Consider the following 16,985-nt stretch of genomic DNA (forward strand, 5'->3'; position numbering starts at 1 on the left):
TCAGTGTATACGGGTTCACGCGATACGGATGACGGTCACGGGGAGCTGATCGATTGAAGGGCGAACGTGCGAACCCGACCGGCCACCGTGGACCGGCACATCGAGATCAGTGGTTCTGAGAGTTCTTCGACCAGCATGACCTCGATGGGTTTCGTGCCCCCGTCGAGTACCACCCGGATCGAGGCGTCTCGATGGTCGACCGACACCGGCGACAGCGCCCGGATGCGCTCGTCACCGAAGGCGGCCCGAGCGAAATGCTGTGCGGCCTGCACGGCGTGCGGTAGCGAGGTGCGGCCGCGCAAGAACCTGTGATCCAGGGTGCCGGCGTAGTACCTGTCGATGAGACCGGCCGCGTCGGTCTGATCGATACGGCCGTAGCACAGCCCTTCGGGTAGCACCAACATCGTTGCCGCGAACCGGTCGCCGCCGAGATGCGAACACTCCCAGGTGATCTCCGGGTAGCGGGCGGCGATCGCCGCGACTGCACTGCGGCCGCGCACGGCGCAGCACTGGTCGTGGCGGCCGTGCGCGCACACCACGACGACGGGCTCGGCGCACCGCGTGCCGTCAGCACCGTCGAGCGCGAGATCGAGATAACCGCTGGGGTCGGTGACCTCACCTTGGTACAGCTTTTCGGCACCTTCGTCGGAAAAGGCCAGATACCAGCGCCACCGCGGCGGTGAGACACGTCGGCCCGGCTTGCGGATCGCGGCGACTCGCATCCCGGCCGCCTCGAAGCGACGGGCCACGGCGCGGCCGAGTGCGGGGTCGATGATCGACGGCGAGTTCAGGAACGCCGACGGACCCCACCCACCGCTGAGCTCCAACAGCGCCCAGGCGTGGCCCGCGCTCGCCGTTGCGTACATGGGGTCACCGCGCACCAGGGACTGGTCGCTGCACGGCACCCGTTTGGCCGGGGTCATCGGGTCAGGCGACAACGACGACGGCCTCGCGCAGCAACCTGCGCACCAGCACCGTTCCGTCGTGGGCGTCGAGTCCGGGCAGTGTGCTCGCGTCGAGCACTGTCCCGGACATGGCCGCCTCGAGCGCCGGCCGGCAGAACGCGGGGAAAGACATCGTCCGGTCAGGCAACCGCAACCGCACCCGCCCGTCGACCTCGGCGAGTGTGGCCCACAATCCGCGGCGCCATCGCACCGGTGTGGTGTCCGCGGCCTGCGTCGCTTCCAGTGTGGCCAGCGGAGGGACCGCCACCGGTCGGGTGCGGTCGGCGTGCCGACGGGTCAACCGAGTGGCGACTCCGTCGCTGAGTTCCTCGGCGCGATCCCCGACTGTGGCCGTGAGCGCGGCCAGCACCTTGGCCGCCAGCGCGGCCGTCTCGTCGGGGTCGGCAGTGTGCACGCCCATCGGCAGCGAAGCACGGAACTCGGCGGTGTCGGCCAGGGTGTCGACCAGGGCTCTGAGCACGTCGACGCCCGTGGTCGCCGACACCCCGATCGTCAAGTGGATCGATGTGGCGTCCTCGGACACCGCGGAGTGCAGCCAGCCGCGCGGGAGGTACAACGCATCTCCGGGGGTCAGCGTCGTGTCGATCACCGGGGCGTCCTTCACGCGGGCGGCGATGGCCTCGCGGTGATCGGTCCACGGTTGGCTCGGCAGCGGATCTGCGTGGACCGGCTCGTGGACGATCCAGCGTTTGGCCCCGCTGACCTGAAGCACGAACACGTCGTGCACGTCGTAGTGAGCGTCGAAGCCGCGGTTGCCGGGCGGGGTGATGTACGCGTTGGCCTGCACGGCGTGGCCGAGATCGTCCACGGCGTCGCGGACGAAGTCGATCAGCGGCGGCCACAGGCGGTGCAGTCCCTGGAGCACCAGGGTGGCACCGGCCGCGAGCTGCCCGAGTACCCGGGCTGAGTCGACCTGGTCGGGCATCTCGGCGCCGAAACCGGCCGCATCGACGTAGCACTCCCGCGCGAGCAGGGAGCCTTCCTTGGCCATCCGGAGGAACGGCGCGCGTACCCCGCGACTGGTGATGAGCTCGTCGACCGCCGCCGGAGACAGCAGGTCGGTGAAGTCACGGGGTAGCGCGTCGGACCGACTCAGCAGGGGCCGTCGCCCCCAGTACTGCGCCGCGAAGACGTCGGTGTCGACTGCTACGCAGCGAGTCAGCACGCAAACGTCCTAGGCGGTGCCGTCCGCGCCGCCGTCGTGACCGCCGGGGTTCGAGCCGCCGTCGGCCGGGCCTTCGCCGCCCGCGGTGCCATCGGCGCCGCCGTCGTGACCACCGGGGTTCGAGCCACCGTCGGCCGGACCCTCACCGCCCGCGGTGCCATCGGCGCCGCCGTCGTGACCACCGGGGTTCGAGCCACCGTCGGCCGGACCCTCGCCACCGGACTCAGTCGTGATGTCGTCGTCATCGAGTGCCATTGTCGTCACCTTTCCGCGCTGCTGCGATCAGCCGCAGCCTACCGCGCGAGGCAGAGGTGCCCGCCCTGATCGGCAGCCAAACACCCGGTTCCGAGACCGGAGATCACAGAGCGCGGCACAGGGGGTAACGATCGGGGCGCGCTGCGCGCAAAGCGCCGCTGGCCCAGTAGGATCGGGCCATCGATCCGACGTGGGATCGCCTGGCCATTCGCCGATATACACACTGGAGAACGCTTGAGGTCTGATCGTCGTGCCCGCATCGCCTGCTTGGCGACCCTCCTCGCGGTCGTCGCGGCCTTCGGCGTCGTCTCGTCGAGCTCGCAGCGCTGCAGTGACGGGTGCCAGGCATTGGCCGCCGGCCGCTCGTCGGCGTTCGCACCGCCCGCTCCCCCGTCGCCGACCGAGCCGGCGCGGCTGATCGTGACGCCGGGCGCCGGCGCGGAGGACGTCAAGCCGGATGCCCGGGTGCTCGTGGCGGCGGTCAGCGGAACGCTCGAGAACGTCACGATGGTCAACGACGCGGATCGCGAGATTCCGGGAGTGCTGACCCCGGATGCGAAGGCGTGGAAGCCGACGGTGCAGCTCGGCTACGGCCGCACGTACACGATGACCATCAGCGGGCACGGGCCCGGCGGCATGCCGACGCGGCAGACGTCCAGCTTCACCACGGTGGAACCGAGTGAGCAGACCTCGGTGTACCTGAACACCGTGGGCTACGCGCCGATCCAGGACGGCGGCACCTACGGGGTCGGGATGGTGATCGTGGCCCACTTCGACGAGAGTGTCGACAAGGCGGCCGCCGAGCGGCAACTGCGCGTGCGTACCGATCCGCCCGTGCAGGGCAGCTGGTACTGGGTGGACGACCAGACCGCGCACTGGCGCCCCCAGCGGTACTACGCGCCCGGCACGAAGGTCAGCGTCGAGGCGAACATCTACGGCGACGAACTGGGCGACGACCTCTACGGCGCCGAGGATCAGAAGGTCGGGTTCGTGATCGGCGATGCGCACGTCTCGATCGCCGACGACACCACCAAACAGGTCAGCGTGTACGACAACGGCAAGCTGGTGCGCACCATGCCGACATCGATGGGGATGGGCGGCACCGAGACCATCGGCGGCAACACGCTGTCGTTCTGGACGCCGCCGGGGGTCTACACGGTGATCGACAAGGCCAACCCGGTGATCATGGACTCCTCGACGTTCGGGCTGCCGGTCAACAGCCGGCTGGGCTACCGCGAGACGATCCCGTGGGCGACGAAGATCAGCTCCGACGGGATCTATCTGCACCAGCTGAATTCGACGGTGTGGGCGCAGGGCAACACCGACACCAGTCACGGCTGCCTGAACCTCAACAGCGACAACGCGCAGTGGTTCTACGAGTTCTCCCGGCCCGGTGACGTGGTCGAGGTGCGCCACACCGGCGGGCCGCCGCTGAAGCTCGAGCAGAACGGCGACTGGACGCTGCCGTGGTCCGAGTGGATGAAAGGCAGCGCGCTCGAGCAGTAGCGGCGACCGGCCGCGGTCCGGTCAGCGCGAGGCCGGCGCGGGGTTCGTCGCCCCCGCGGTAGCGCCGCAGCCCGCCGGATACGTGGCTTCGGCGGGCACTCCCTGCACGCCCTGTGCCTGAGCGAAGGGTGACTCACCGATACGGGTGTCCAGGTTGTACTTGCCGTTGCCGTCGACGTCGATGCCATGTTCGACGAACGTCAGATCCGCCAGATGCGCGATCGTGCCCTCGGGCAGTTCCTGTGCCGACAGGGTGCGGTCGTAGACCACTCGGCCCGACTGGTCGGCCACCGGGAAGCGATCGAGTGCGAGACCACTGCCCGCGTCGGTGGCGCCGGAGGTCGTCAGCGCGATGAAGATGGGACCGTAGGCCGGCTTTGCCTCGACCGCCGACAGCAAGCCGTCGCCGTTCGTGTCAGGGGCGACATCGGCCGCCGGGCCGGGGCACACGAAATCGCGCCCGCTTGCGTCACCGTGGATGTGTTGGGCGTGCGGCTGATTCGGAATGAGCCCGGACACGTTGACCTGCATCCGAAGGCTGCCATCGGCGTTCGGGGTCAGGGTGACGGTACCGGTGGCAGCGGTGCCGTTGAGCGGCAGCACCGGGATGACCGTGGGAACCGGCGGCGGCGGGGGCTGGGCCGCGGCAGGGGACGCGCCGGCCAGCGGGAGTGCCGCTGCGGCGCAGGCGGCGAACAGTGCTTTGTGGTGCATGAATGCTCCTCGTATCGGATGTCGAGCCACCCTTCTGTCAACGGATGACATGAGGGCGCTACCCGAGGAGGTGTCACGCAAACCCGACGCACGGGGCATCGGCCCGAACGCAATAAGGGTGGTGGTCCCGGCTGGGTTCGAACCAGCGACCTTCCGCGTGTGAGGCGGACGCTCTCCCACTGAGCTACGAGACCGGGAGTTTTCCGACGGAGTCGGACGAGGCAGAAGATTACACGCACACCCTCCCCTTCCGGAATTCGGGCCTTCTGCCAGGTAGTTCACAGGTAGTGTCGCCGCATGACGTCGTGGGGACGGGTTCTGCTGACGACCGCCGCCGTCAGCACGACAGCTGTGGCCCTGGCGCCGGCCGCCGCAGCCGACGACGTGTCGTTCACCTCCCCCAGCGGCAACATCGCCTGCATGATCGTCGACGATCTGCTGCGCTGCGACATCCAGACGCGGGACTGGTCGCCTCCGTCGCGGCCCGCCGACTGCCCCGACATGACCGGCTACGGCCAGGGCATCTCGATGCGCGCGACCGGATCGGCGTCCTTCGTCTGCGCGGGCGACACCACGTTCGGCGGTGGCGCCGCCCTCCCCTACGGCCAGTTCCAGGCCGGCGGCGGGATGAGTTGCCGGAGCGAACCGTCCGGCATGCGGTGCTCGAACTCCGACGGGCACGGATTCACGTTGTCCCGCCAGGCATACACGCTGTTCTGAGCCCGGAAGCTCGTGGAACGGGAGGGGATTTGTGTACGCCCAACTGCGTGGACTATCGTCGTGCATCGCAACGGGCGACGAAGTCGGCCGTAGCGCGCGGATGTAGCGCAGTTGGTAGCGCATCACCTTGCCAAGGTGAGGGTCGCGGGTTCGAATCCCGTCATCCGCTCGAAGGTGCACTGGCATCAAAGCCCAGCGGTGGAGTGGCCGAGTGGTGAGGCAACGGCCTGCAAAGCCGTGCACACGGGTTCGATTCCCGTCTCCACCTCCAAGGTGTTCCCGGCGCGATTAGCTCAGCGGGAGAGCGCTTCCCTGACACGGAAGAGGTCACTGGTTCAATCCCAGTATCGCGCACCACGTTCTACGTGCAGTTATGGTCAAGTCAGATACGATTTGCACCACATATGCACCACTACGTAGCTGCAGGTCAGGACTCCGCACAGTATCCGTAAGGAGTCTGCAGCGAATGCGTAACCGCACCACATCCCGCCAAGCACCGCGCGGGGATACCACCCCCGGATCATCGCCGGAAACTCTGGCCGTCACCTGTCCCCTATGCGGCGTAGCAGCCGGCGAACCGTGTCAAGATGCCGTCCGCGGCTGGGTCCGCACCGTCACCCCGCACCTCGCCCGGACAGCAGCCGTCGATGCTCAGCGGTAGTACTCACGCCCTTCGCGCTCGCATCCGACATCACCTCCGCCAGGCGCCCCCAGAAACGTGGGACGAGAGCGAGCTGGGACGCATCCTCACCGTGCTGTCGCTCATCTCCGAAAGCCGCGAGTTGTCCTCATCGAGGACACCTGAGCGCATGCCCGACAGCGGTGTAGGTGGCTCCGTCGTCGCCCTGTCCGACTACCGAGATGATCTCCGGCACGACGCCACACTCCACGGTCCGGAGGGTATGCGTCTGGCGCACATCGACGGGACAGACCAGTGACCGCCGACGAGCACCCCGCGCTGGCTGTGCGATGCCCCTTCTGTGCCGCAGAGACTGGCCAGCCATGCCGAACCGTGAGCAGCGGCCGGAAAGCCGAGAAGCCTCATGCCCAGCGCATCGCCGCGTACAACCCGCGATACCGGCGCGAGAACCGCGCGCTGTGCTGCCGATGCGGCCAACTTCGCACCGTCTCTGCGAAGCACACCTTCCGTTGGGACGATCCCGCGACGACGCTTGACGGCGGCGACCGCGACTATCCCGAGCGGGGTTGGCGCATGACGGGCACTCTCCGCTGCGGCGAGTGCGCTCAGCCCACCGTTCACGCGATACTCCGCGACTCCTGCGACCCCGAGCACCGCGACTACGCCGAGCGGCGCGACTACGGGCTCGTCGACTGAATCACGCTGGTCTTACTAGCGGCAGTAAAAAGGGTCCGGACCTTTTCAGGGTCAACCCTGAACCAGCCACGCGCGGACGAACTCGACGAGTGCGAGTTTCGAGAGGTGGTGTCCGACGCATCCGCCGGCGGCCGTACCGAACGCCAGGTGGCCGTGAGCTTCGGTGCGTCCGGCCGATGCACCTTCGATGCAGAGCACGACGCGCGAGTCTGGTGGGATCACGAGTCCGGCCACGGCGAGAGGCTGTGTGGTGTGCCGGACCATCACCGGCAGTGGCGTGTGATGCCGGAAGACGTCGTCGGCGAACTGCTCGAGGTCCGCGGCGCGCCGCGGGTTGCGGTCGAGCTCGATCAGCGCGTTGCGAAGCGAGGCCGCGATTGAGTGGATGGGCCTGCCGTCAGAGAGCAGTCCGACGTACACGGCGACGGCTTCGGTGACCGTGACGACGTCGAGCAGTGCTGCTGAGAACGCGGTGCGCCGCTCAGAGATTACGTGCTCAAGTTCGACGGGTGCACCTCCCAAGGGAATGCCGATGAGCGCCAGGAACACCTCGCAGGCGAAGGTGTCGGTGAGGTCGATGAAAGCTTGACTCGTCCAGGCGGTCCTGCGGGCGGCGCCGATCAAGAGGGCGGCTCGTCGGCGGAGTTCGGGTTGCAGTGCCTTGACCACACCCGGGCTCATCGCGTTACCCGTGATCTTTCGGAGCGGGGCAGGCATCGTGACGTAGGCGCCATCCCGGCGAGTGAGGGCACCGGCGTTTTTCAGTGCGGCGAGTATGTCGGTCCGCTGGGTCAAGTAATACGAGTCGCCGGCGGGGTAGCCCATGCCGAAGACGTCGTCATCGCGGACCAGGAGCACCGGGCCCAGCGCCGCCAGCGACACCCAATACCTCTCACGATCCGCAATGCACGTTGCCGGAAGCGGTGGGAGAACCGTCACGACTGCATCGCCACCGGCCGAGGCGACCGTCACGACGCGCACCGCCGAACGCTACCCGTCAGTAACCACCCGCAATTCCGCATGCTGCAAGCCTCCGTTGAATCGAAATCGTCTGTCTTGCATTATCTTTCGATATTCGCCAGCACTGGCCGAAAGTTCCCAGACCCGTACAGACAGAATTTCGCCGAGCGTTGCGGCGTTGCACGGAGCCCCGGGCGGGGACTCCCACCCATCCCCTTCTGAGGGTCAGCCATGAGCGGACCGGTCGGTGGTGCGTGCCTTCGCGGCGTTACAAGGCTGACATGATGCGCGTGCGTTCGCGGGATCGAGCGCGAGGTCAGGCCGGCGGGCTGCGGGGATGATCTTGTCGACGACGGTGGCGTGTCCGGTGCAGATGCCGGCGAGTTGGAGTTGGCAGGTGAAGCCGTCGCGCTCGAGGACGAACTGTCGTAGTCGCCGCCAGGCCGGGGTGGTCGTGGCGCGGGAGCTGGCTGTGCGTTCGCCGCGCCAGGCGATCGTGTGCTCGGGACAGTAGCGGCCCGATGTGATGATGTTCGGGCAGTCGTAGTCGTCGCCCGGACAGCGGCGTGGTGCGCGCGGCATCAGCAGAGCTCCGCGGGTGGGCGCCAGTCGGCGTGTTGGGCCGCGAAACGTGTGTGGAGCATTCCGCGGACGTGTTCGGGCAGTAGTGCTGGTGGGACGTTGAGCGGCGTCAATGCTTTCTCGACAAGGCGGGCGTTCCATCGTGTCGCGAGCGCGTCCGGCGGTGACGCGGTCTCGTCGGCGAGAGCGTCTAGGTCGGCTCTCACCGTGGGGTCTGCGGTGATGGCGTGCTCGATGGCGTCGCAGGTGTTGACGTCGGCGAGGACCGGGCAGCGGTATTGCGCCTTGAGTCGGCTATGAAGTTCGGCATTTGCGAGGGGGACGACGATGGCGAGCGTGCGGTAGCGGTGCGCTCGGAGGGTGCCGGGTTCGTAGTGGTGGTGGTATCCGAGTGCGACGTCGCCGACGGCGGCTCCGAACGTGAGCGCGTAGGACACTTCGAGCGGTCCGGGTGGCTCGTCGTCGAACGTTCCTTGCAGGGCAGCCAGAAACGGAATCGAGAGACCGAGGTCGAGCCAGCGATCGGGGTCGAGGCGGGCGGGTTCGGTGCGGTTGAGGATGCTTCCGCAGAACGCGCGGAACATGGAGAGATTGGGCATGTAGTAGATGCCGCAGGGGCAGTCCTGCGCTGGGGGTGTGTTGCCGTGCGTGCATGTCGCTTCCGCCAGTGAGTGGGTGCTCATCGCTCCGCCGGGGTGGCCGTGGGGGGTCAGTAGTCGGGCGTGCTCGGGAAGCATGATCCAGAAGCGCCAGCCGAACCGGTGGGGGTGGTCGGGCGGGAGTGTCGTTCGGTCCCGCGTTGGTGTGCGGGTGGCGGCGCGGCGCAGGTGCTCGCTCTCGGCATAGGAGGCGCCGGTCGTGGAGAGTCCTTGCCCCGTGTGTCCAACGGGATTGACGCCGGCCGCCGCCACGGTTTAGGCGCCGTTCTCGGCGAGGGCGTCGCCGAAGGCGTAGCTGGCCCAGCCGCGGCGCAGCCAGTAACGCGCGACGGCGACCGGCACGTTGTCTACGGTGCCGGTGCGTTGCTCCCCGTCGTGGAACACCGCGAAGGGCTCGGCGATCTCTACCGAGACCCGCCCACCGTTGCTCGGTGGTGTGGCTCTGCGGCCGATGCTGCGCGTGGTCATCACGACGTCGCGATCTTGACGAGGCTGGCCGGGTGCGGGAAGGCGAAGCCGAGTCGGAGGATGGCGCGCACCGCCACCCTGTCGGACGTGAAGAAGACGCTGCGGTCCGATTCGACTTCGGCCTGTTCCCGGACGACGAGGTAGGAGTACTGCGCGGAGATACCCCACACCACGCTGCCGGTGGTCGTCACGTACGGGCTGGTGAGCAGCGGTACACCGAGAATCTGCCGTCGGCCGGGCTGCGTCGGATCAGGCTGCAACAGTGGCTTATTCGAGCCGCTGCCCTCCTTCACCTTGGCCAGCGTCTTGGCGGTGGCCGGGTTGGTGACCCACGCGGTGATCGTCGCGTTGAACTGCTCGGCGGTGTAGAGAGCATCCGAGAAGGCGTCGACGTTGGCGTAGGAGGCGCCGGCGCTGACGGTGGACACACCGCTGACACCCGGGATTCCGCCGGGCCCGTTGGTGGTGGTGGCGGTGAACAGCGCCTGGTCGGTCTTCCTGATCAGATCGCGGGTCAGGCCCTGCCCGATCACGTCGGCGGCGGCCGGGCTGCTGTCGTTGGCCAGTTCGCGACTGACGACGGTCAAGCCGGCAAGCTTGGACGGGGTGACGAGGACTTCGTCGACGTCGCCGTCAGTGACGGGAATTTCGGCGCCTTCGGCGACCCACGAGGCCGAGGGGTCGGCCGCGACGACCGGCACCCGGTAGTCGTGACTGGCCGTCATGACGGAGGTGAGTACCTGGCCGGCGATCGACTGTTGGATCAGGGGCTGGATGACGAGGTCGCCAACCTGCTCGGGGCGGAGGATGGGGCCGAAGGTGGATGTGGTTGATGCCATGAGAATTGCTCCGTTGAGTGAATGCGCTTGCAGCGCAAAAAGTTACGGGGGTTTCTCGCGCTCACCATGGAGGCGGGTTGGCACCTGGCCGGCGACTGCGGATCGGGCTCGGTGTCCCGTTCGACGCTGTCGTGCTCGACGTTGGCCCGGTCCTGCCGTCTGTCCAACGTCGAGCACGATTCTAGCGTGAGGCGTTGAGAACGGATGCCCATGCTGCTTGGCCCGCGGCGGGTCCGCTGTGCTGGCCCCATTGCGGCGCCGGTCTCGGGGCGGATTTGGCGAGGCCGGGCCGCGAGTTGATCAGGGCTTCGGCTGAGGCGCGTAGTTCGTCTTCGTCGACGGTGCCGTCCTCGTTGATGAACGACGCGACATCGGCGCGGGCGATGTCCCACAGGTCGCCGGGCACTTCCAGAACGTCGGCGATGATGCGCTCACATTCGCGGCGCTGGTAGCCGGCGACGCGTTCGGCTAGGGCGTCGCGTTCGGTGCGGGCTTCGTTGCGCTGCACCCGGTACCGGGCCGCTTCGCTGTTCGGCGCGGGTTCCGTCTCGGGCTCATCGCCGCCCGCAGGGCCGGGTGCCTGTTGCTCTTCTGCGGGTGACTCGGTCGCTGGCTGGGCGTCTGTCGTGTCCGGCGAAGTGTCGTCGTTGGCTGCCGGGGTGTTGGGTGCGGTCATGGTGTGTTTCCTCCTTGTGGTGTTTGTGATTCCAGTGCTGGCCACCGTCTGCGGCGCAGGGTCTCAGTGACGTAGGAGACGCTGCAGTCCAGCGCCTCAGGCAACGTGTAGCCCAAGTGGGCGAGCAAGGTACGCTCGGCGGCTGTTGCGGGACGGGTGAAGTAGCGCACGACCCGTCCGGTGTCGGGGTCGACGGTCCGCGACCACTTCATCGAGAAGCTGCTGGCGGCCGCGAAGTCGGCGGCCTGCGTGGCGTCTTCGGCGCGCTGCAGCTCGTCGGGTAGGTGTTCGAAGACGAGCCAGCCGCGGTGGTCGTCTGGGCGGTGCGGCCCGATGGTGTTGTCGGTCATGCTTTTTCACCGATCTGTGCGCGGGTCTCTTGGAGCCAGATGTCGAGGCGTTCGTCGATGTCGACGTCGAAGTGGCGCAGGGTGGCGAACAGGAATCCGAAGGTTTGGACGAGAACGGACCAGACGTCGCAGTTCTCGGCGATGATCTGGCCGGCGGCGGTGTCTTCGCGGTACCAGGATTGCAGCAAGAGGACGGCGTCGACGGCGGCCCGCTCGGTAGCGGCCGCGGCGCGCTGCTGTTGAGCCTGTTGGATGCGCATGAACGTGACGGACCAGGACAAGGTGCAGTCCCCGCACCTGCCGATGGCGCTGTCGGGGTCGGAGGGGTTGGTGCATCCGTTGAGGCCGCACGGGCTGGGTCGGGTGGCGGTCATGATGGTTCTCCTTCGGTGACTTCGTTGATGGCGTAGGTGAGTTCGGCGACGAGTCGCAGGGCGTCGTGTGTGGTGAGGTCGAATTCCAATCCGGCCAGGGTCACGGTGATGGGCCGCCGTACTTCAGCGGTTGTGTGCACCTGCGGTTGGAACAGGCGGCGGCGGAGTCTCATGGTGTGTTCCGTTCGAGGGTTGAGGTGCTGCGGATTGGGCGGACGAAGACGCGGCCGGCGACGACGCCGGCTGGCCGCTGCTTCGGTGTGAGGCTGTCCACCCACCGGTTGCAGGTGATGAGTGCCGGACATTGGTGGCACACCGCTACGGCGTCGGCCAGCCGGCTCTCCGTGGCGGGATCTCCGGGCGCGAAGGGTTCGGGGAGGTCGAACTGGTCGCCGCGGCCCTTGCACTTGGCGTCTTCGAGGTGGGGTATGGCCCCGAGGTGGTCGGACAGTCTGATCCAGGTGGTCATGCCGCCCCTTCGGTGTTTGCTGGGCAGGTGGGGGTGTGCCCTTGCGATGCGATGTGCCAGCCGCATTCCGGACACCGGCCGGGGCCGTCCGGCGGGGTGAATGACTGGCGGTCCGCCGGCGGGCCTTCAGGCGCCCCGGGGTGTGGCGTGACACGCGTGACAGCCGTGACCTCGGAGAATAAGTGCTGATCAGATGCCATTTTCGGTGTCACGCCTGTGTCACGGCTGTCACGCGTGCCGTGACAAGGCGTGACGGGCTGACCTGCAATGTCACCACTGGCACGGCTGTCACGCGTACCTGTGGGGGGCAGGTAGCGGTGCCACGCTTGGGCTAGTCCGTCCTCTCCCGCGACGAGATATCCCTTCGCGCGACCCTCCCCGATGCGGAGGGTGGATGACCGCACTCCGTACCGCTTCAGTTCCTTTGCTAGCCGGTTCTTGTCGATCGGCTTGCCCCACAGGTTGGACCACTCCGATTCGTCGTCCTCGATGAGTTTCTTGACCAGGTCTTCGGAGAACATGCGGTCGTTGTCGGCGAAGGCGTCGCGGACATCGCGCAGCAGCCGGAGCCCGAACGATAAGGCGTCCGGATCGGTCTGCAGGACGAAGTGGGTGCATGCCTCTCGAGCGCGGGTTGGCCATTGCCCGCCAGCCACGTCCGCGATAGCCAGCAGCGCCTCCCAGACCTCTGCCTTGCGGTCACGCACGCCCGCCGGCATCGGGGGCCGGCACTGCTCGAGTGCTGCGAGGTTCTCGGCTGCCCATGCCTCGAGGCGATCGCGAATCGGGGTCGCTGACAGGGCTGCGTCCCGTTCCCGGAATTCTCTGACTGTTTCGTCCGGCGCGCGGCGGCGCATGTGCAGGACCACAGCGCGGTCGGTGATCGTCGCCGGCATCTTCCCCGCCAGGCCGGCCAGCGCGACGGCCGCGTACACCGGGAACTCCCGGACCTTGATGCCACCCTTGCCGTCGGTCTCGCACCGGTCGACTGTCGCGCCGCGTTTGTAGCCGGCGTTGTACAACGCGCGTAGATCTTCGGCCTGTGGGTTGGTGGTCTTGCCGAAGAGTGCGTCGGCTTCGTCCTGCAGCACCGTCAGCGACTCGGGGCCGGCGTCTGAGATCCGCCGATACAGCGCCGCTGTCGTGGTCGATAACGTGAGTTTGGCTGACCGGCACAGCAGGGCGAGGATTTCCAACACCCGGGTCTTGCCGCTGCCCGGCTCCGCGGAGTCGATGACCAGGCGCGGTGTCACGTAGAACGCGGTGGTGGTCCAGGTGTGGGTGATCCACAGGACGATGACCGTCAGGTGGTGCGGCGTCGGGAATGCCAGGAATGGGCCGGTGAACCGCTCGACCTCGTCGAGGATCGTGGTCTGGTACTTGCCGCTCTCGGCGATCGCCCTGCCGCGCGCGGAGAGGTTGTCGGTCATGCGACTCCTCCAACGGTGAGGCTGTGAAGCTTCTCGGCGAGTGCTCGGTCTTCTCCCCCGCGTCGCCACAGACCGCGGCGGACTTCCATTGACAGGAGCGGGGTTTGGCCGCTCTGGAGGATGTGCAGGGCAGCTTCGCGGTACCCGTCGAGTGTGGCGTCGGTGAGCGTGGGCAGGTCGTCGCAGTCGCAGAGCCAGGGGTCGGCGCATCCGCATTCGAGGGGGGCCAGTCGTTGGGCTGCGGATCTGCGGCGTTCGAGCTGGCGGGGGATGTCGTGTGATGTCGCGGCCCGTGTGCACAGCGGGGCTGTGAGGTGCTCGGTCGTCACGCGCTCACCCCCGTCTGCAGGCGTCGTAGACAGACCGGGCCACAGGTGCGCACGACTGACAGGTGGGCGCGCAGCGGTCGGCGACACTGGGTGCAGCGGACGGTAGACTGTGGGCAGCTCGTCGCCGTGAGCTTGTTGGGAGCCGCCTCGTTGCCCGCGGGGCGGTTTCTTCGTTCCCGGATCATGATGCGGCGCCTCCCCGCATGGGGGTGAGGAGGGCGTCGAGGTCAGCGACCTTGATCTTGATGAGTCGCTTACCGAGCCGGTAGGCCGGTAGTTCACCGCTGGTTATTAGGCGGCGCACCGTCTTATGTTCGACGCCGAGATAGGCTGCGGCGTCGGGGATTCCGAAGTATGCCGGTGCGGGGTTTCGCCGCTGAGAGCGGTTAGAGTGCGTCGATTTGCGGCGAGGTGCTGCTGTCGTCGATGTGTCGGGCATGTGGGAGCCGTCCCCTTCGGGAACTGGCTCGCTGGCCCGTCAAGATGTGCGAGCGTCCGCGGTCACTGCCGCATAGACCGTCTTCACGATAACACTTGAGTCCGCTTGTGGGCCTTTAAGTCCGGTTCAATGGGTCGACGGTGCTTCGTCGGCCCTCGCGATTAAGGATGCCGGCGACGGTGAAAGTCCGCTCACCGCTGCACTCGCAGGCAGCGAATAACATCTGTCGGTGCCCGCCGATTGCACGGTTTTCCGCGCCTGGGTCCGCGTCGTCTCTAATGAGGGTGAATTCCCAATCATACAAGCTGCAGCGAACGTTTCCGATCGCGCATAGCACGGGCAAGGTGTTGCGGACCTGCGTCGTGTGGCAGTTCCTGATTGCTCGGTTTCATCCTGCGATAGCAGACGGCTTTCGCCGGCGATCCGTCAGATAGGCGGACCTCGAGCACCTGCACTACCGGCGCGTTGCACCGGCCCCTGCAGAAAATCTCGTGCACGGTCAGCTTGGCTCTCTTCGTCGCGGGCTGCTTTCTGATTGCCGCGATCTGTCTGCGGACGTAGTCGAACTCTTCGCTCCGCGCGCGGTCGAACTCTTCGGCGGACATATCCCGGGCGTCCTTCATCAGAGCCCCGTGCCGGCGGCGTGTTCTTCGCTGGCCATCCGGGACAACGCCGCGGCGATCTGCGCATCACGGTCGGCGGCGACGTGCTGGTACCGCAGGGCGGCGCTGACGGTGCTGTGGCCGAGCCGACCCATGAGTTCGGCGAGCGTTGCGCCGGTCTGGGCCGCCAGCGTGGCCCCGGTGTGCCGAAGGTCGTGGAACCGAAGGTCCGGGCGCCGGGCCGCCTCTCGCGCCGGATAGAAGTACCGGTACAGCGACGAGGGCTGCATGTGGCCACCGTTCACCGCGGGGAAGAGCAGCGCGTCGCGGCCGGCGCCGGTGTGTTGCGTGAGGTGCTGCTCGACCAGGGGCAGCAGATGGGGCGGGATCGCGACGTCGCGGGATCCGGCCGCGGACTTCGGCGTGGTGACCACCATTTCGCCGGCGACGCGGACGACGGCGCGCCGGACCCGGATCACGTTGCCGTCGATGTCCCTGCGTCTCAGCTCCGACAACTCGCCAAAGCGCATCGCACACCAGGCCGCCAGTACCACCATCAGGCGCAGCCGCTCGGGCATCGCGTTCGCGATCGTCTCGAGCTCGGCCAGCGTTGCCGGTTTGATCTTCACACGCCGTTCCGTGTTCCCGGCGCCAGAGATCGTGCAGGGGTTCTGGTCGGCCATTCCCTCCGATGCCGCGGTGGCCATGATCGTCGAGAGCAGGGAGTAGGAATGCGCGCGGATCACCGGCGAGCCGACCGCGCACGTCGCGTACCACTTCCGTACTGCGTCCGGGGTGATCGACCGGACGGTGCCCTTCCCGAACGTCGGCAAGATGTGATCGCGCAGCAGCTTCCCGTAGTGCTCTCTGGTGCGATCCTTCAGCGGCCGCCCCTTGACGGTGCGGCGCCGGACCCACTCCGCGGCGTAGTCGGCGAACACGGCGGTGGGGCGTTCATCCTGTCCGCTCGACGGAGACCAGAGTTCCCGGTCGATCTCGCGGCGCCGATCGGTGAGCCATGCTTCGCCGTCCTGCTTCAGCGCGAACGTCGTCGGAGCCTCGTACAGCATTCCGTCAGGGCCTGTGTAGGAAGCCTTCCAGCGGCCGGAGCGGAACTGCCGCAATCGGCCGAAGCTGCGCCGTGGTTTGGTCACTGTTGCCGCCTTTTGCACCACATATGCACCACATTAGAGGGTATTTGTGGGCACTTGTGGTCATCTCGGGTGAATGCTACTGTTTCGCGTGTCGGCAGGTCAGAGACCTTTTGACGCTGCTCAGCAACAATATAGCGGAGTCCTGGTGAGACTGGTTCAATCCCAGTATCGCGCACCACATTTCGTCGTCGGCTTCACGCCGGCTCGGCACTGTGCCGGCCATTTCTGACACCCCGCTGTGAACTTGCCAAAGCCCGTTCCGGCGGTCAGTCGATCAACAGCAGATGCGGGTGGTTCTCCGCAAGTTGGCTCCTCATCATCGACGCCACACCTGCCGGGTCTCCGTCTCCCGGCTGACACCACCCCAGGAGATCGACATGTCCAACCGCCTCATCACCGCAACCGCCGGACTGCTCACCGGAGCCGCCATGCTCACCGCCTCGCTGAGCGGTGCAGCCATCTCCCAAGCCTCCAGCGGCGTCGACCAGCAGGGCACGTATCCCAAAGCCAGCAGCTACGACGGCGTCCAAGGCGGCGTCGCCCTGTGCAGCCAGCACGGCATCAAGATGCCGTGCGGTCCCAACTTCACGCCGGGCATCACGAAGTCCAACAACGAGGGCTGAGCGCCCCTTCTTCCAACCCACTGTTCGAACATATGATCGAACTGTGGGTCTCCAACAGATCGGCCACGGCGGGCAGCCCCTGCGGACGGTGTTCCGCAGGGTGCACCCGCCGATCGCCGTTCTGGTCGACCTCGTCGCGATGTTCCCCCGCGAACCCCACAGCGCCGGCCGCTACCACCCGCACGGATTACAGATGGACACCATCGTCGAAGGCCGGCTGTCCTGCTGGGGTCTCGGCGAACAGGGCGGCTGGTGGGGGCTGGTGTCCTACGACGTGAGCTTCGGCGGAGACAAACAGGCCGTGACCCACTGGGTGCCCGCCTGGGTGCTGAAGATGAAGTAGCTCTTTGATGTTCACCACATGTTCGCG

General features: G+C 67.2%; 25 protein-coding genes and 4 tRNA genes. 9 read left to right on the forward strand and 20 right to left on the reverse strand.

All coding sequences use genetic code 11. The features are described from left to right. Positions 1 to 35: 35 nt before the first annotated feature. The 3 genes from MHN84_RS27880 to MHN84_RS27890 are packed head-to-tail and all read right to left on the reverse strand — an operon-like array spanning position 36 to position 2,385. The gene (locus MHN84_RS27880) at positions 36 to 923 is read right to left on the reverse strand and encodes a sucrase ferredoxin (protein WP_241207712.1); all 888 of its coding nucleotides are present in this window, start codon (positions 921 to 923) and stop codon (positions 36 to 38) included. 4 nt (positions 924 to 927) lie between these two features. Further along, positions 928 to 2,130, reverse strand: coding sequence for a JmjC domain-containing protein (locus tag MHN84_RS27885; RefSeq protein WP_241207713.1), 1,203 nt, complete (start codon positions 2,128 to 2,130; stop codon positions 928 to 930). A 9-nt stretch (positions 2,131 to 2,139) separates the two neighbouring features. Beyond that, positions 2,140 to 2,385, reverse strand: coding sequence for a hypothetical protein (locus MHN84_RS27890; protein WP_048423115.1), 246 nt, complete (start codon positions 2,383 to 2,385; stop codon positions 2,140 to 2,142). A gap of 258 nt (positions 2,386 to 2,643) precedes the next feature. Here MHN84_RS27890 and MHN84_RS27895 point away from each other — a divergent pair, with 258 nt between their 5' ends. After that, positions 2,644 to 3,891, forward strand: a complete 1,248-nt coding sequence (locus tag MHN84_RS27895; RefSeq protein WP_374238439.1) for an Ig-like domain-containing protein — start codon at positions 2,644 to 2,646, stop codon at positions 3,889 to 3,891. A 21-nt stretch (positions 3,892 to 3,912) separates the two neighbouring features. Here the strand turns inward: MHN84_RS27895 and MHN84_RS27900 are convergent, their stop codons facing one another. Together MHN84_RS27900 and MHN84_RS27905 are read right to left on the reverse strand one after the other, a co-directional pair. Beyond that, positions 3,913 to 4,605, reverse strand: coding sequence for a superoxide dismutase family protein (locus MHN84_RS27900; RefSeq protein WP_241207715.1), 693 nt, complete (start codon positions 4,603 to 4,605; stop codon positions 3,913 to 3,915). Between the two features lie 119 nt (positions 4,606 to 4,724). After that, positions 4,725 to 4,799, reverse strand: a tRNA-Val gene (locus tag MHN84_RS27905). 103 nt (positions 4,800 to 4,902) lie between these two features. Here MHN84_RS27905 and MHN84_RS27910 point away from each other — a divergent pair. The 5 genes from MHN84_RS27910 (at position 4,903) to MHN84_RS27930 (ending at position 6,661) form a co-directional block, all read left to right on the forward strand. After that, the gene (locus MHN84_RS27910) at positions 4,903 to 5,325 is read left to right on the forward strand and encodes a DUF6636 domain-containing protein (RefSeq protein ID WP_241207716.1); all 423 of its coding nucleotides are present in this window, start codon (positions 4,903 to 4,905) and stop codon (positions 5,323 to 5,325) included. A gap of 96 nt (positions 5,326 to 5,421) precedes the next feature. Next, positions 5,422 to 5,494: transfer RNA gene (locus MHN84_RS27915), tRNA-Gly, on the forward strand. Between the two features lie 28 nt (positions 5,495 to 5,522). Next, positions 5,523 to 5,596 (forward strand) — tRNA-Cys (locus tag MHN84_RS27920). Positions 5,597 to 5,607: 11 nt separating this feature from the next. After that, a tRNA-Val gene (locus MHN84_RS27925) sits at positions 5,608 to 5,682 on the forward strand. 655 nt (positions 5,683 to 6,337) lie between these two features. Further along, complete coding sequence (locus MHN84_RS27930) at positions 6,338 to 6,661, forward strand: hypothetical protein (RefSeq protein WP_241207717.1); 324 nt, start codon at positions 6,338 to 6,340, stop codon at positions 6,659 to 6,661. A 51-nt stretch (positions 6,662 to 6,712) separates the two neighbouring features. On the opposite strand, the gene MHN84_RS27935 is transcribed toward MHN84_RS27930, so the two are convergent. The 11 genes from MHN84_RS27935 to MHN84_RS27985 form a co-directional block, all read right to left on the reverse strand. Beyond that, positions 6,713 to 7,642: a cytochrome P450 gene (locus MHN84_RS27935; protein ID WP_241207718.1), complete on the reverse strand. Its 930-nt coding sequence runs from the start codon at positions 7,640 to 7,642 to the stop codon at positions 6,713 to 6,715. Positions 7,643 to 7,846: 204 nt separating this feature from the next. Then, on the reverse strand, positions 7,847 to 8,203 hold the full coding sequence (locus MHN84_RS27940) for an HNH endonuclease (protein ID WP_241207719.1): 357 nt from the start codon (positions 8,201 to 8,203) through the stop codon (positions 7,847 to 7,849). After that, entirely contained in the window at positions 8,203 to 9,114 is a 912-nt protein-coding gene (locus MHN84_RS27945) for a hypothetical protein (RefSeq protein ID WP_241207720.1), read from the reverse strand. The genes MHN84_RS27940 and MHN84_RS27945 overlap by 1 nt, the downstream gene beginning before the upstream one ends. 3 nt (positions 9,115 to 9,117) lie before the next feature. Next, a complete protein-coding gene (locus MHN84_RS27950) occupies positions 9,118 to 9,330 on the reverse strand; it encodes a hypothetical protein (RefSeq protein ID WP_241207721.1) in 213 nt (70 codons plus the stop codon). Then, a complete protein-coding gene (locus tag MHN84_RS27955; protein ID WP_241207722.1) occupies positions 9,330 to 10,169 on the reverse strand; it encodes a phage major capsid protein in 840 nt (279 codons plus the stop codon). Before MHN84_RS27955 ends, MHN84_RS27950 begins: the two co-directional genes overlap by 1 nt. A gap of 181 nt (positions 10,170 to 10,350) precedes the next feature. Then, entirely contained in the window at positions 10,351 to 10,845 is a 495-nt protein-coding gene (locus tag MHN84_RS27960) for a hypothetical protein (protein ID WP_241207723.1), read from the reverse strand. After that, entirely contained in the window at positions 10,842 to 11,195 is a 354-nt protein-coding gene (locus tag MHN84_RS27965; protein ID WP_241207724.1) for a hypothetical protein, read from the reverse strand. The genes MHN84_RS27960 and MHN84_RS27965 overlap by 4 nt, the downstream gene beginning before the upstream one ends. Then, a complete protein-coding gene (locus MHN84_RS27970; RefSeq protein ID WP_241207725.1) occupies positions 11,192 to 11,569 on the reverse strand; it encodes a hypothetical protein in 378 nt (125 codons plus the stop codon). Before MHN84_RS27970 ends, MHN84_RS27965 begins: the two co-directional genes overlap by 4 nt. After that, on the reverse strand, positions 11,566 to 11,742 hold the full coding sequence (locus tag MHN84_RS27975) for a hypothetical protein (RefSeq protein WP_241207726.1): 177 nt from the start codon (positions 11,740 to 11,742) through the stop codon (positions 11,566 to 11,568). Before MHN84_RS27975 ends, MHN84_RS27970 begins: the two co-directional genes overlap by 4 nt. Beyond that, a complete protein-coding gene (locus MHN84_RS27980) occupies positions 11,739 to 12,038 on the reverse strand; it encodes a hypothetical protein (RefSeq protein ID WP_241207727.1) in 300 nt (99 codons plus the stop codon). The genes MHN84_RS27975 and MHN84_RS27980 overlap by 4 nt, the downstream gene beginning before the upstream one ends. Next, positions 12,035 to 13,468, reverse strand: a complete 1,434-nt coding sequence (locus MHN84_RS27985) for a DUF3631 domain-containing protein (protein WP_241207728.1) — start codon at positions 13,466 to 13,468, stop codon at positions 12,035 to 12,037. Before MHN84_RS27985 ends, MHN84_RS27980 begins: the two co-directional genes overlap by 4 nt. Before the next feature lie 104 nt (positions 13,469 to 13,572). On the opposite strand from MHN84_RS27985, the gene MHN84_RS27990 reads away from it, so the two are divergent. Beyond that, positions 13,573 to 13,749, forward strand: a complete 177-nt coding sequence (locus tag MHN84_RS27990; RefSeq protein ID WP_241207729.1) for a hypothetical protein — start codon at positions 13,573 to 13,575, stop codon at positions 13,747 to 13,749. A gap of 44 nt (positions 13,750 to 13,793) precedes the next feature. On the opposite strand, the gene MHN84_RS30055 is transcribed toward MHN84_RS27990, so the two are convergent. From MHN84_RS30055 to MHN84_RS28005, 4 genes are all read right to left on the reverse strand, one after another. Continuing rightward, complete coding sequence (locus tag MHN84_RS30055; protein ID WP_374238438.1) at positions 13,794 to 13,982, reverse strand: DUF6011 domain-containing protein; 189 nt, start codon at positions 13,980 to 13,982, stop codon at positions 13,794 to 13,796. Then, positions 13,979 to 14,236, reverse strand: a complete 258-nt coding sequence (locus tag MHN84_RS27995) for a helix-turn-helix domain-containing protein (RefSeq protein ID WP_241207730.1) — start codon at positions 14,234 to 14,236, stop codon at positions 13,979 to 13,981. Before MHN84_RS27995 ends, MHN84_RS30055 begins: the two co-directional genes overlap by 4 nt. 296 nt (positions 14,237 to 14,532) lie before the next feature. After that, complete coding sequence (locus tag MHN84_RS28000; RefSeq protein WP_241207731.1) at positions 14,533 to 14,859, reverse strand: hypothetical protein; 327 nt, start codon at positions 14,857 to 14,859, stop codon at positions 14,533 to 14,535. Further along, positions 14,859 to 15,992: a tyrosine-type recombinase/integrase gene (locus MHN84_RS28005; RefSeq protein WP_241207732.1), complete on the reverse strand. Its 1,134-nt coding sequence runs from the start codon at positions 15,990 to 15,992 to the stop codon at positions 14,859 to 14,861. The genes MHN84_RS28000 and MHN84_RS28005 overlap by 1 nt, the downstream gene beginning before the upstream one ends. Positions 15,993 to 16,369: 377 nt before the next feature. Here MHN84_RS28005 and MHN84_RS28010 point away from each other — a divergent pair, with 377 nt between their 5' ends. Both MHN84_RS28010 and MHN84_RS28015 read left to right on the forward strand, forming a co-directional pair. Then, positions 16,370 to 16,615 carry a hypothetical protein gene (locus tag MHN84_RS28010; protein ID WP_241207733.1) on the forward strand — a complete coding sequence of 82 codons (246 nt, stop codon included), beginning with the start codon at positions 16,370 to 16,372 and terminating at the stop codon, positions 16,613 to 16,615. A gap of 43 nt (positions 16,616 to 16,658) precedes the next feature. Further along, complete coding sequence (locus MHN84_RS28015) at positions 16,659 to 16,958, forward strand: hypothetical protein (protein WP_241207734.1); 300 nt, start codon at positions 16,659 to 16,661, stop codon at positions 16,956 to 16,958. Positions 16,959 to 16,985: the final 27 nt, after the last annotated feature.

Origin of the sequence: Mycobacterium sp. PSTR-4-N, from assembly GCF_022348085.1 — a bacterium.
Classification (GTDB): Bacteria; Actinomycetota; Actinomycetes; order Mycobacteriales; family Mycobacteriaceae; genus Mycobacterium.